Source organism: Pseudomonas sp. MDT1-16, from assembly GCF_054898115.1.
Window position 1 is genome coordinate 6,020,885 of record NZ_CM142717.1, and the last position, 11,633, is coordinate 6,032,517.

Below are 11,633 nucleotides of genomic sequence, written 5' to 3' on the forward strand. Positions count from 1 at the left end.
GGAGCCTTACATGATTGGATTGAACACTGCAGCGGTCTACGTGCTGCAAACCCTCGGCAGCCTGTACCTGCTGATCGTGCTGCTGCGCTTTGTGCTGCAACTGGTACGCGCGAACTTCTACAACCCGCTCTGCCAGTTCGCCGTGAAAGCCACTCAGCCGCTGCTCAAGCCACTGCGCCGGATTATCCCGAGCATGTTCGGCCTGGACATGTCCTCGCTGGTGCTGGCGATCCTCGTGCAACTGGCGCTGATGGCCCTGACCCTGCTGTTGACTTACGGCACTATCGGCAACCCGCTGCAATTGCTGATCTGGTCGCTGATCGGCGTGACCGCGCTGTTCCTGAAGATTTTCTTCTTTGCCCTGATCATCAGCGTGATCCTGTCGTGGGTCGCACCGGGCAGCCATAACCCTGGCGCCGAGCTGGTGAACCAGATCTGCGAACCGGCCCTGGCGCCGTTCCGCAAGGTCGTGCCGAACCTTGGCGGACTGGATATCTCGCCAATCCTGGCGTTCATGGTGCTCAAGCTGATCGACATGCTGGTGATCAACAACCTCGCCGCCATGACGATGATGCCGGAAATCCTCCGTTTGCTGATCTGACCCTTGGCGCATGATCGTTCCCACGCGCAGCAAAGGAATGCAGCCCGGGACGCTCCGCGTCCCTGCCGAATCGGACGCAGAGCGTCCATTGAGGCATTACCACGCAGAGCGTGGGAACGATCATGGGTTGTCGCTTGCTGCTAAAGGCAGCGGTCTTTAGACTTACGCCTCATTTCAACGAGAGCAGGGTCGATGCCAGCTGCCTTCCCCACCGATTCTGTTGGTCTGGTGACGCCGCAAGTGGCGCACTTCAGCGAACCCCTGGCCTTGGCCTGCGGCCGTTCGCTCCCAGCTTATGACCTGATCTACGAAACCTACGGCACGCTGAACGCCACGGCGAGCAACGCCGTGCTGATCTGCCACGCCCTGTCCGGCCACCACCACGCTGCCGGTTTCCACAGCCCCGACGACCGCAAACCCGGTTGGTGGGACAGCTGCATCGGCCCCGGCAAACCAATCGACACCAGCAAGTTCTTCGTGGTCAGCCTGAACAACCTCGGCGGTTGCAATGGCTCCACCGGCCCGAGCAGCGTCAATCCGGACACCGGCAAGCCGTTTGGCGCCGACTTCCCGGTACTGACCGTAGAAGACTGGGTTCACAGTCAGGCGCGCCTGGCAGACCTGCTCGGCATCAGCCAATGGGCTGCCGTGATCGGCGGCAGTCTCGGTGGCATGCAGGCCATGCAGTGGAGCATCACTTACCCTGATCGCATTCGGCACTGCCTGGCCATCGCCTCGGCACCCAAGCTGTCGGCGCAGAACATTGCCTTCAACGAAGTGGCGCGCCAGGCGATCCTCACCGACCCCGAATTCCACGGCGGTTCGTTCCAGGAAGCGGGCGTGATCCCCAAGCGCGGTTTGATGCTGGCGCGGATGGTCGGACACATCACGTACCTGTCCGACGACTCCATGGGCGAGAAATTCGGCCGGGGCCTGAAGAGCGAAAAGCTCAACTACGACTTCCACAGCGTGGAGTTCCAGGTCGAAAGCTACCTGCGTTATCAGGGCGAAGAGTTCTCCGGGCGTTTCGACGCCAACACGTACCTGCTGATGACCAAGGCGCTGGACTACTTCGATCCGGCGGCGAACTTCGACGATGACCTGGCGAAAACCTTCGCCAACGTCCAGGCCAAGTTCTGCGTGATGTCCTTCACCACCGACTGGCGCTTCTCCCCTGCCCGTTCGCGGGAACTGGTGGACGCGCTGATGGCGGCCAAAAAAGACGTCTGTTACCTGGAGATCGACGCTCCGCAAGGCCACGATGCCTTCTTGATTCCGATCCCGCGCTACCTGCAGGCGTTTAGCAATTACATGAACCGTGTTTCGCTTTGAGGAAGACATGAGAGCCGATCTGGAAATCATCCAGGAATGGATCCCCGCCGGCAGCCGCGTGCTCGACCTCGGTTGCGGTGATGGCGAATTGCTGACCTGGCTGCGTGAAAACAAGCAAGTCACCGGCTATGGCCTGGAAAACGACCCGGACAACATTGCCGAGTGTGTGGCCAAGGGCATCAACGTCATCGAGCAGGACCTGGACAAGGGTCTGGGCAACTTTGCCAGCAACAGCTTCGACGTCGTGGTCATGACCCAGGCACTGCAAGCCGTGCACTACCCGGACAAGATCCTCGACGAAATGCTACGCGTCGGTCGCCAGTGCATCATCACCTTCCCCAACTTCGGTCACTGGCGCTGCCGCTGGTACCTGGCGAGCAAGGGCCGGATGCCGGTGTCCGATTTTCTGCCGTACACCTGGTACAACACGCCGAACATCCACTTTTGCACCTTCGAAGACTTTGAAGCGTTGTGTCGCGAACGTGAAGCAAAGGTCATTGATCGGCTTGCCGTGGATCAACAGCACCGTCACGGGTGGGCCAGTAAGCTATGGCCTAATCTATTAGGTGAAATCGGTATTTACCGCGTCAGCAGCCCCGGGCTGCAAGACCACAAGGTCGCGGTCTGAGTCACGACACTTCGAGGAGAACGATCATGGGTCGTCTAGCGCTGTTTGTACTTACTGCCTGCCTGAGCATTACCACCATGGCCGCCGATGTTATCAAGGGCGAGCGCAAGCAAACCTTTGGCGACGTGACGGTGCATTACAACACCTTCAATTCCACCTTCCTGACACCGGATATCGCCAAAGCGGCCGAGCTGACCCGCAGCAAGAATCAGGGCGTGATCAACGTCTCGGTACTCAAGGAAGGGAAACCACAGACGGCTCAGGTCAGCGGCGCGGTCAAAGACCTGACCAGCCAAAGCATCCCGCTGAAGTTCAAACAAATCACTGAAACAGGCGCGGTGTACTACATCGCCCAGTTCCCGGTGGATCAGCAGGAAATTCGCACCTTTGACATCAAGGTGCAGACGGGCGACAAAACCAACACCATCAGTTTCCAACAAGAGCTTTTCCCCGGCCAATGATCAATTTCACGCAACTCGTACTGGCCAGCCATAACGCCGGCAAACTCAAGGAACTTCAGGCCATGCTCGGCGAATCGGTGCAACTGCGCTCGATCGGCGAGTTCAGCAGCGTCGAACCTGAAGAAACCGGCCTGTCGTTCGTCGAAAACGCCATCCTCAAGGCCCGCAATGCTGCGCGCATCTCCGGCCTGCCAGCGCTGGCCGACGATTCGGGGTTGGCAGTGGATTTCCTCGGCGGTGCGCCGGGTATCTACTCGGCCCGTTACGCCGACGGCCAGGGCGATGCGGCGAACAACGCCAAACTGCTCGATGTGTTGAAAGACGTGCCGCAAGACGAGCGCGGTGCTCAGTTCGTCTGTGTGCTGGCGCTGGTGCGGCATGCCGACGATCCGTTGCCGATCCTCTGCGAAGGCCTGTGGCACGGGCGTATCCTCACCGAGGCCAGCGGTGAGCATGGTTTTGGTTACGATCCGCTGTTCTGGGTGCCGGAGCGCGATTGCTCGAGTGCCGAGCTGAGCCCCAGCGACAAGAACCTCATCAGCCACCGCGCCCGTGCAATGGATCTGCTGCGCCAGCGTCTGGGCCTGAAATGATCCTCGACTCATCCGCATCGCCGCTGATCTTCGGCGGCGACGCACAATCGCCACGGGCCGCGCTGCCAACGCTGCCGCCCTTGGCGCTGTACATCCACATCCCGTGGTGTGTGCGCAAATGCCCTTATTGCGACTTCAACTCCCACACCGCCAGCCCGGTGCTGCCGGAAGAAGACTATGTGGACGCGCTGCTCGCCGACCTCGATCAGGACCTGCATGCGGTTTACGGCCGTGAGCTGAGTTCGATCTTCTTCGGTGGCGGCACGCCGAGCCTGTTCAGCGCCGGGGCATTGGGCCGCTTGCTCAAAGGCGTCGAGCAACGCATTCCGTTTGCCAGCGACATCGAAATCACCCTGGAAGCTAATCCAGGGACGTTCGAACAAGAGAAGTTCGTCGCTTACCGGGCGCTGGGCATCAATCGCCTGTCGATCGGCATCCAGAGCTTTCAGGAGGAGAAACTCAAAGCGCTGGGGCGGATTCACAACGGTGACGAAGCGGTACGTGCCGCTGGCATGGCCCGTCAGGCCGGGTTCGACAACTTCAATCTGGACCTGATGCACGGTTTACCCGATCAGTCCCTGGACGACGCCCTGAGCGACCTGCGCCAGGCCATTGCCCTGAAGCCGACCCACTTGTCCTGGTATCAGCTGACCCTGGAACCGAACACGGTGTTCTGGAACCAGCCGCCGACGCTGCCGGAAGACGACACCCTGTGGGACATTCAGGAAGCCGGCCAGGCGCTGTTAGCCGAACACGGTTACGCGCAATACGAAGTCTCGGCTTATGCACAGGCCGATCGTGCGGCGCGGCATAACCTCAATTACTGGAGTTTCGGCGACTTCATCGGCATCGGTGCCGGGGCTCACGGCAAGCTCAGCCATCCGGACGGGCGCATCGTCCGTACCTGGAAAACCCGTCTGCCGAAGGACTACCTCAACCCGGCCAAAAGCTTCAAGGCCGGGGAGAAAGCCCTGACCAATGAAGAGCTGCCGTTCGAGTTCCTGATGAACGCCTTGCGCCTGACGGCAGGTGTTGAATCGCGGCTGTATCCGGAGCGCACCGGGCTTGCATTGGAAAGCCTCGCCGAAGGCCGCCGGGTCGCCGAACAAAGTGGCTTGTTGCAGGTCGAACCGTCACGTCTGGCGGCCACCGAGCGCGGACAACTCTTTCTCAATGACTTGCTGCAGACATTTCTGAGCTGATTTCAGCCTTAAGGGAAAACGAATGGACTTGATACTCGACCTGCTCGCCACCGTCTCCCGCTGGAGCCGCAGCAACCTCTCGGAAATCTCGCTGGCGCTGGTGGGTTGTTTGCTGGTGCTGTTCGGCGCGGACATCAAAGGCTGGGTCGACCAACGCCTGGGCAGCATCGCCGGCGCCTTGCGCGTCCCGCTGATGGCCCTGCTGTGCATGGTCGGCAGCGGCGTCGCGCTGATCTACGCCACGCCGTGGATCATCAAAGGCCTGAGCCAGTTCAACAACTACAGCCTGGCGCCGGTGTTGTTGGTGGTGCTGGTGTTGATTGGCGTTGTGGCCGACCGCCGCTGATTCCGAGTGCACACAAAACAACTGTGGGAGCGAGCTTGCTCCCACATTTTGTATTTAGGACTGACTCGCTTTCTATTACTTGCTGGATAACCCGGCTGCATTGCGCATCATGGCGCTTAGCCCGTGGAAGTCGTTGCAGCCCAGCGCTTCAGCTTCATCCAGATAGGCAATATTCTGGCTGTCAGGCCGGTCATTCTTGTTTACACGCGTCAGCGCCAGAATGTAGTTGGCCTCGGCCCGATATTGGTCTTCTGTCAGGACCAGCGCGACGGCGCGGGCCCGCATGGCCGCCAGCACACCCTGCTGCGGCAAGGGCGCCGCTTCGTCCATGAAACATAGGGAATGCTTGGCCGGTAACGGATAGGCGTCACCATGGGCGTCGGGCTTTTGCAGCAACTGCTCCAGCGACTGCAAGTACTTCAGGTGATCCGCGTTGTGCAGATCAAACCTCTCGTATGCCTTATCACACAAGTGGTAATAGCCAACCGCAGCCGCCAGCAAGCCTTGGTCCATGGCTTTTTGGTAAAGACCACACGTCTCTTTGCGCGTACGCTCGGAGAACATCGGGTTGTCCTGCAGGTTGGCCAAAAAGTACGTTGCTCCAGTGTGTCCGCCATCAGACGCTCGTTTCAGATTGTCTACGAGCGCTTCCAAATCACCTTCCGCATTGCGCAGCTGCTCTGGACTGTACTTGAAAGCAGATTCCCCGGCGGCTTCCAGCCTTAACCGTTCATCGGCGTCACGCTTGATTTTGTCGGCCACTCTCTGGGCGATTGCAAAGTATTCATCGGGCGTGACAACGCGTTCGCAAGCGGCAGAAAACAGCAGACTTAAAAATAGCGTGCAGGCGAAGATGACTTTCAAAACCCGTCTTCCTTTACAAGTGGGGACCTAGAGTTTTCGGCGGCCAAACGCCGATCTTGAACACCACACAAAACAAATAATGAAATGGCTACCCCCGCCGCCCCCTGTGATCGCCCACTAAGCTTTCACAGGGGGCCTATCGGAGACCGTTGCCATGAACAAAGTAGCTATTGCCGCCATCGACCTGGGAAAACACTCCTTTCACCTGCATGCTCAAGATGATCGTGGTCATGAACTCCAGCGCAAAAAGTTTACTCGAGTGGCGCTGATCCAACACCTGGCGAACCTCGATCCCTGCACCGTCGTGATGGAAGCCTGTGGCGGCGCCCACTTCATGGCGCAGGAGGTCGCAAAGCTGGGACATACGCCCAAGCTCATTGCGCCTCATCTCGTGCGTCCTTATGTGAAAAGCAACAAGAACGACTTCGCTGACGCCGAGGCGATCTGCGAGGCAGCGACCCGCCCAACGATGCGTTTTGTGCCCCCCAAAACCCAGGCTCAGCAGGCGCTGGCCATGCTCAATTCGACACGCGATGCGTTCATCAAAGACCGCACCGCGACCGTCAATCGGATTCACGCAGCCCTTCTTGAAGTTGGCGTCAGCTTGGCCCCAGGCTTCAAATCCATCAAAGATCTTCCGGCACTGCTTGAGGCGAGTTCAGTGCCTGAGCCCTTCAAAAAAATTCTGATGATGCTGCATGAGCACTTCAACTACCTGGACGGTCAAGTCAAAAAACGGGACAAGGACGTGGAATGCCAGGCCGCTGGAGATGATCTGGCGGCTCGCTTGATGACCATGCCGTGTGTCGGCCCGATCACCTCCAGCGTCCTGGCTGCCGAGTTGGGCGATGGCAAACAGTTCAAATGCGGTCGAGGCTATTCGGCCTCGATCGGGCTGGTGCCCAAACAGCATTCCACGGGCGGCAAGACCGTGCTGTTGGGCATCAGCAAGCGCGGTGATCGAAACCAGAGGCGCCTGCTCATCCAGTGCGCCCGTGTTTACTTGATGCAGCTGGAGCGCCAGAAAGGCTGGCTGGCGGACTGGGTCCGTCAGCTATTGGCCCACCATCACTCCAACCATGTGGTCTGCGCGCTGGCCAACAAACTGGCGAGGATCGCCTGGGCAATTGCAGCACACCACACTGAATTCGATGCAGGGCCAACCGCGATGAACGCCTGACCCTGCTGTCACCCGAGCACCACCCACCTGGTTTTGCGATGCTGGATAACAGATGACGTGAACGGCCAACCGGCCTGACGACAACCCTGAGCTCCCACACGGCTGAAAGGCCGTTCAAATAATTAGGATCGTCGGGCATCGATTCTCATCGAGGCGCGGGGGCCACAACCCCACTCAGACGCCGGATAGATGAAAGCAAGCCAAACACGCATCAAAAACAGTATTGCAGAAAAGGGGGTAACCATAGATGTGGGAGCGAGCCTGCTCGCGAAGGCGTCGTCACATTCAACATTATCGTTGACTGTCAGACCGCTTTCGCGAGCAGGCTCGCTCCCACATGGGGTGTTGCGTAAGGCTTAAGACTGTTTTTCGAACTTCAGATCCCACACGCCATGCCCAAGTCGTTCGCCGCGGCGTTCGAACTTGGTGATCGGGCGCTCGGCCGGGCGCGGGACGCACTTGCCGTCTTCGGCCAGGTTGCGGTAACCCGGCGCAACGTTCATCACTTCCAGCATGTACTCGGCGTACGGTTCCCAGTCGGTGGCCATGTGCAGCACACCGCCGACCTTTAACTTGCTGCGTACCAGTTCAGCGAACGACGCCTGAACGATACGGCGCTTGTGGTGACGGCTCTTGTGCCATGGGTCCGGAAAAAACAGCATCAGGCGATCAAGGCTGTTGTCGGCCACGCAGCGGTTGAGTACTTCGATCGCATCGCAATCGTAGACCCGCAGGTTGGTCAGGCCTTGAGTGAGCACGCCATTGAGCAGCGCACCAACACCCGGACGGTGCACTTCCACGCCGATAAAATCCTGTTCCGGCGAGGCCGCGGCCATTTCCAGAAGCGAATGACCCATGCCGAAGCCGATTTCCAGGGAGCGCGGCGCCGAACGGCCGAACACCTGGTCGAAGTCTACCGGCGCATCGGCCAATGGCAGGGCGAACAGCGGCGTGCCCTGCTCCAAACCTTTTTGCTGGCCTTCGGTCATGCGCCCGGCGCGCATCACGAAACTCTTGATGCGGCGGTGTTGGCGCTCTTCGCCTTCTTCCGTCTGGATTGGCGTGTCGTTTGATTCAGTCATCAATGGCTCTTACTTGATCAGACCATCCAGCGGCGAGGAGGCGCTGGCATAAAGTTTTTTCGGCATGCGGCCGGCGAGGTAGGCCAGGCGGCCCGCGACGATGGCGTGTTTCATGGCTTCAGCCATCATGATCGGCTGCTGGGCATGGGCGATGGCCGAGTTCATTAGCACCGCTTCGCAACCCAGTTCCATGGCGATGGTGGCGTCGGAAGCGGTACCGACACCGGCATCCACCAGCACCGGAATCTTGGCTTCTTCGAGGATGATCTGCAGGTTGTACGGGTTGCAGATCCCAAGGCCTGTACCGATCAGACCGGCCAGCGGCATCACCGCGATGCAGCCGATTTCCGCCAGTTGACGGGCGATGATCGGGTCATCGCTGGTGTAAACCATCACGTCGAAACCTTCCTTGACCAGCACTTCGGCGGCCTTGAGGGTTTCGATCACGTTGGGGAACAGGGTTTTCTGGTCCGCCAGCACTTCCAGCTTCACCAGGTTGTGGCCGCCGAGTAGCTCACGGGCCAAGCGACAGGTGCGCACAGCCTCGGCAGCGTCGAAGCAACCGGCGGTGTTAGGCAAGAAGGTGTAGCGATCCGGCGACAGGACTTCGAGCAGGTTCGGTTCGCCCGGGTTCTGGCCGAGGTTGGTGCGGCGCACGGCGAATGTGACGATCTCGGCACCCGAGGCTTCGATGGCCAGGCGGGTTTCTTCCATGTCGCGGTACTTGCCGGTACCTACCAGCAAACGCGACTGGTAAGTACGACCGGCCAGGACGAAGGGCTTGTCGCTACGAACGATGCTCATGGGAAATCCTCTGTAGGGGTGAGGTTCTTGCAGAATTCTGTGCCCTTGCGGGCCGGGCGACTAGCCGCCGCCGATGGCGTGTACCACTTCGACATTGTCGCCGTCGTTCAGCGTGGTGTCGGCATGCTGGCTGCGCGGGACGATATCCAGATTGAGTTCGACCGCCACCCGGCGTCCGGTCAGATCCAGACGGGTCAGCAGGGCCGCAACGGTTTCGCCGTCGGGCAGTTCAAGGGATTCGCCGTTCAACTGAATGCGCATACCGAATGCCGCCATCATTTTTAGGGGCTGGCATTCTAGCCCGATCAGTCTAGGTGACCCAAGCCATTCGTCTTGAAACTAGATTCAGTAGGAGCGAGGCTTGCCCGCGAAGGCGTCGTGTCAGGCGATGTCTATGCTCAATGAACCGACGCCTTCGCGGGCAAGCCTCGCTCCTACAAGGTCAGCTCAACCGCCAGGCGGCAAGCCCCAGGCAGAACCAGCCCACCAGAAATGCCAGCCCGCCGAAGGGGGTGATGATCCCTAACTTGCTGACGCCGGTCATGGTCAACAGGTACAGACTGCCGGAGAACAGCAGAATGCCGATGACAAACGATGCACCCGCCCACGTGATCAGACGACCGGGAATCTGCGTGGCCAGCAATGCCACGCCCAGCAAGGCCAGGGTGTGCACCAATTGGTAGGTCACGCCGGTGTGGAAGATCGCCAGGTATTCGGGCGTCAGACGGTTTTTCAGGCCGTGGGCGGCGAACGCGCCAAGGGCAACGCCGGTGAAGCCGAAAAAAGCGGCCAGCATCAGAAAGCCACGCAGCATGAGAACTCCAGTCAGACTCGATCAACAGGGTCTGTATAATGGCCCGCTCAACGGGTTCGGCCAAGCCATCTCTATGCTGCGTTTATTTTTGCGACGATTCACGAAGGCCCTGCTCTGGTTCGCGGGTGGCAGCGTATTGCTGGTTCTGATTTTTCGCGTGGTACCACCACCTGGAACGGCCTTGATGGTCGAGCGCAAGGTCGAATCCTGGTTCGACGGCGAACCCATCGACCTGCAACGCACCTGGAAACCCTGGGATGAAATCTCCGACGACCTGAAAGTCGCGGTAATTGCCGGCGAGGATCAGAAATTCCCGGAGCATTGGGGTTTTGACTTTGGCGCGATCCAGGCCGCTCTGGCGCACAACGAGCTCGGTGGATCGATTCGCGGCGCCAGCACCCTGAGTCAGCAGGTCTCGAAGAATCTGTTTCTGTGGTCGGGCCGCAGCTGGTTACGCAAAGGCCTGGAAGCCTGGTTTACCGGGCTGATCGAAGTGCTCTGGCCCAAGCAGAGAATTCTCGAGGTGTACCTCAACAGCGTTGAATGGGATGACGGTGTGTTTGGCGCCGAAGCAGCGGCCAGGCATCACTTTGGCGTCGGCGCTCGCTCGCTGTCCCGGCAGCAGGCCAGTTCGCTGGCTGCGGTGCTGCCTAACCCGCGCGTTTGGAGTGCCGGTCATCCAACCAACTATGTCGCACGGCGAGCGGGATGGATTCGGCGGCAGATGAGTCAGCTCGGTGGTGACAGCTACCTTGCTGGGCTTAATGAATCGCGCCGCGCACCTTGGGCACAGTGACTTTTTGATGCACAAACAACAACGCCCCGATCAATGATCGGGGCGTTTTTTGTTGCCGGGCGCGCAGGTTAAGCGGCGATCGACACCTTGAGCTTGTTCATCGCGCTCTTCTCGAGCTGACGAATACGCTCGGCCGACACGTTGTACTTCTGCGCCAGGTCGTGCAGCGTAGCTTTTTCTTCTGCCAGCCAGCGCTGGTAGAGGATGTCACGGCTGCGGTCGTCCAGCACTTCAAGCGCTTCGTGCAGGTTGTGGTTCGAGTTGTCGCTCCAGTCAGCCTCTTCCAGTTGACGGGCCGGGTCGTACCGGTGGTCTTCCAGATAGTTGGCCGGCGATTGGAAAGCGCTGTCATCGTCCGCTTCCGCGGCCGGGTCGAAGGCCATGTCATGACCGGTCAGGCGACTTTCCATCTCGCGCACTTCCCGAGGCTCTACACCGAGGCTTTCCGCCACACGGTGGACTTCCTCGTTGTTCAGCCACGCCAGACGCTTCTTCTGGCTGCGCAGGTTGAAAAACAGCTTGCGTTGAGCCTTGGTGGTCGCGACTTTCACAATGCGCCAGTTGCGCAGAATGAACTCGTGGATTTCCGCCTTGATCCAGTGCACGGCAAAGGACACCAGGCGTACACCCATTTCCGGGTTGAAGCGCTTCACTGCCTTCATCAGGCCGACGTTGCCTTCCTGAATCAGGTCGGCCTGAGCCAGACCGTAGCCGGAATAGCTACGGGCGATATGTACAACAAAACGCAGGTGGGCGAGCACCATCTGCCGAGCCGCCCCCAAATCCTGCTCATAATAGAGACTCTCGGCCAGTTCACGCTCCTGCTCCGGCGTCAGCAACGGAATGCTGTTCACCGTGTGCACATAGGCCTCCAGGTTCGCACCCGGGACCAGAGCATATGCAGGTTGCAAAGAATTGGTCATACGAAAA

15 protein-coding genes are annotated in these 11,633 nt (G+C 59.5%); 9 read left to right on the top strand and 6 right to left on the bottom strand.

Annotated features, from left to right (window positions below; genetic code table 11):
• Positions 1 to 10 precede the first annotated feature (10 nt).
• The 7 genes from ACYZT3_RS27880 to ACYZT3_RS27910 all read left to right on the top strand — a co-directional run bounded on the left by ACYZT3_RS27880 (position 11) and on the right by ACYZT3_RS27910 (position 5,163).
• Positions 11 to 601: a YggT family protein gene (locus tag ACYZT3_RS27880; RefSeq protein WP_282382299.1), complete on the top strand. Its 591-nt coding sequence runs from the start codon at positions 11 to 13 to the stop codon at positions 599 to 601.
• Between the two features lie 192 nt (positions 602 to 793).
• Positions 794 to 1,933: a homoserine O-succinyltransferase MetX gene (gene metX / locus ACYZT3_RS27885; protein WP_282382297.1), complete on the top strand. Its 1,140-nt coding sequence runs from the start codon at positions 794 to 796 to the stop codon at positions 1,931 to 1,933.
• Between the two features lie 7 nt (positions 1,934 to 1,940).
• Positions 1,941 to 2,561 carry a methionine biosynthesis protein MetW gene (metW, locus tag ACYZT3_RS27890; protein ID WP_282382295.1) on the top strand — a complete coding sequence of 207 codons (621 nt, stop codon included), beginning with the start codon at positions 1,941 to 1,943 and terminating at the stop codon, positions 2,559 to 2,561.
• A 26-nt stretch (positions 2,562 to 2,587) separates the two neighbouring features.
• Positions 2,588 to 3,022, top strand: coding sequence for a DUF4426 domain-containing protein (locus tag ACYZT3_RS27895; RefSeq protein ID WP_282382293.1), 435 nt, complete (start codon positions 2,588 to 2,590; stop codon positions 3,020 to 3,022).
• Positions 3,019 to 3,615: an RdgB/HAM1 family non-canonical purine NTP pyrophosphatase gene (rdgB, locus tag ACYZT3_RS27900; RefSeq protein ID WP_462031174.1), complete on the top strand. Its 597-nt coding sequence runs from the start codon at positions 3,019 to 3,021 to the stop codon at positions 3,613 to 3,615. Before ACYZT3_RS27895 ends, rdgB begins: the two co-directional genes overlap by 4 nt.
• Positions 3,612 to 4,817 (top strand): radical SAM family heme chaperone HemW, encoded by a 1,206-nt coding sequence (gene hemW, locus ACYZT3_RS27905; RefSeq protein WP_462031175.1) that lies wholly within the window; start codon positions 3,612 to 3,614, stop codon positions 4,815 to 4,817. Before rdgB ends, hemW begins: the two co-directional genes overlap by 4 nt.
• A 22-nt stretch (positions 4,818 to 4,839) precedes the next feature.
• Positions 4,840 to 5,163: a DUF3392 domain-containing protein gene (locus ACYZT3_RS27910; RefSeq protein ID WP_084322429.1), complete on the top strand. Its 324-nt coding sequence runs from the start codon at positions 4,840 to 4,842 to the stop codon at positions 5,161 to 5,163.
• Between the two features lie 75 nt (positions 5,164 to 5,238).
• Here the strand turns inward: ACYZT3_RS27910 and ACYZT3_RS27915 are convergent, their stop codons facing one another.
• A complete protein-coding gene (locus tag ACYZT3_RS27915; protein ID WP_282382278.1) occupies positions 5,239 to 6,027 on the bottom strand; it encodes a hypothetical protein in 789 nt (262 codons plus the stop codon).
• Between the two features lie 154 nt (positions 6,028 to 6,181).
• Here ACYZT3_RS27915 and ACYZT3_RS27920 point away from each other — a divergent pair, with 154 nt between their 5' ends.
• On the top strand, positions 6,182 to 7,207 hold the full coding sequence (locus tag ACYZT3_RS27920) for an IS110 family RNA-guided transposase (RefSeq protein ID WP_282383498.1): 1,026 nt from the start codon (positions 6,182 to 6,184) through the stop codon (positions 7,205 to 7,207).
• Positions 7,208 to 7,563: 356 nt separating this feature from the next.
• Here the strand turns inward: ACYZT3_RS27920 and trmB are convergent, their stop codons facing one another.
• The 4 genes from trmB to ACYZT3_RS27940 all read right to left on the bottom strand — a co-directional run bounded on the left by trmB (position 7,564) and on the right by ACYZT3_RS27940 (position 9,907).
• A complete protein-coding gene (trmB, locus tag ACYZT3_RS27925; protein WP_462031176.1) occupies positions 7,564 to 8,289 on the bottom strand; it encodes a tRNA (guanosine(46)-N7)-methyltransferase TrmB in 726 nt (241 codons plus the stop codon).
• Between the two features lie 9 nt (positions 8,290 to 8,298).
• On the bottom strand, positions 8,299 to 9,093 hold the full coding sequence (locus ACYZT3_RS27930) for a thiazole synthase (protein ID WP_462031177.1): 795 nt from the start codon (positions 9,091 to 9,093) through the stop codon (positions 8,299 to 8,301).
• Between the two features lie 60 nt (positions 9,094 to 9,153).
• Entirely contained in the window at positions 9,154 to 9,354 is a 201-nt protein-coding gene (gene thiS, locus ACYZT3_RS27935) for a sulfur carrier protein ThiS (protein WP_167394879.1), read from the bottom strand.
• A gap of 181 nt (positions 9,355 to 9,535) precedes the next feature.
• The gene (locus tag ACYZT3_RS27940; RefSeq protein ID WP_282383189.1) at positions 9,536 to 9,907 is read right to left on the bottom strand and encodes a DUF423 domain-containing protein; all 372 of its coding nucleotides are present in this window, start codon (positions 9,905 to 9,907) and stop codon (positions 9,536 to 9,538) included.
• A 73-nt stretch (positions 9,908 to 9,980) separates the two neighbouring features.
• Between ACYZT3_RS27940 and mtgA the strand changes: the two genes are divergently transcribed.
• Positions 9,981 to 10,703, top strand: a complete 723-nt coding sequence (gene mtgA, locus ACYZT3_RS27945; RefSeq protein ID WP_282383187.1) for a monofunctional biosynthetic peptidoglycan transglycosylase — start codon at positions 9,981 to 9,983, stop codon at positions 10,701 to 10,703.
• Positions 10,704 to 10,771: 68 nt separating this feature from the next.
• Here the strand turns inward: mtgA and rpoH are convergent, their stop codons facing one another.
• Entirely contained in the window at positions 10,772 to 11,626 is an 855-nt protein-coding gene (rpoH, locus tag ACYZT3_RS27950; protein WP_282383185.1) for an RNA polymerase sigma factor RpoH, read from the bottom strand.
• Positions 11,627 to 11,633: the final 7 nt, after the last annotated feature.

What these genes read in the sequence shown, in the direction of transcription:
- ACYZT3_RS27880 (WP_282382299.1), top strand. Translation starts at nt 11, where the DNA reads ATGATTGGATTGAACACTGCAGCGGTCTACGTGCTGCAAACCCTCGGC.
- metX (WP_282382297.1), top strand. Translation starts at nt 794, where the DNA reads ATGCCAGCTGCCTTCCCCACCGATTCTGTTGGTCTGGTGACGCCGCAA.
- metW (WP_282382295.1), top strand. Translation starts at nt 1,941, where the DNA reads ATGAGAGCCGATCTGGAAATCATCCAGGAATGGATCCCCGCCGGCAGC.
- ACYZT3_RS27895 (WP_282382293.1), top strand. Translation starts at nt 2,588, where the DNA reads ATGGGTCGTCTAGCGCTGTTTGTACTTACTGCCTGCCTGAGCATTACC.
- rdgB (WP_462031174.1), top strand. Translation starts at nt 3,019, where the DNA reads ATGATCAATTTCACGCAACTCGTACTGGCCAGCCATAACGCCGGCAAA.
- hemW (WP_462031175.1), top strand. Translation starts at nt 3,612, where the DNA reads ATGATCCTCGACTCATCCGCATCGCCGCTGATCTTCGGCGGCGACGCA.
- ACYZT3_RS27910 (WP_084322429.1), top strand. Translation starts at nt 4,840, where the DNA reads ATGGACTTGATACTCGACCTGCTCGCCACCGTCTCCCGCTGGAGCCGC.
- ACYZT3_RS27920 (WP_282383498.1), top strand. Translation starts at nt 6,182, where the DNA reads ATGAACAAAGTAGCTATTGCCGCCATCGACCTGGGAAAACACTCCTTT.
- trmB (WP_462031176.1), bottom strand. Translation starts at nt 8,289, where the DNA reads ATGACTGAATCAAACGACACGCCAATCCAGACGGAAGAAGGCGAAGAG.
- ACYZT3_RS27930 (WP_462031177.1), bottom strand. Translation starts at nt 9,093, where the DNA reads ATGAGCATCGTTCGTAGCGACAAGCCCTTCGTCCTGGCCGGTCGTACT.
- thiS (WP_167394879.1), bottom strand. Translation starts at nt 9,354, where the DNA reads ATGCGCATTCAGTTGAACGGCGAATCCCTTGAACTGCCCGACGGCGAA.
- ACYZT3_RS27940 (WP_282383189.1), bottom strand. Translation starts at nt 9,907, where the DNA reads ATGCTGCGTGGCTTTCTGATGCTGGCCGCTTTTTTCGGCTTCACCGGC.
- mtgA (WP_282383187.1), top strand. Translation starts at nt 9,981, where the DNA reads ATGCTGCGTTTATTTTTGCGACGATTCACGAAGGCCCTGCTCTGGTTC.
- rpoH (WP_282383185.1), bottom strand. Translation starts at nt 11,626, where the DNA reads ATGACCAATTCTTTGCAACCTGCATATGCTCTGGTCCCGGGTGCGAAC.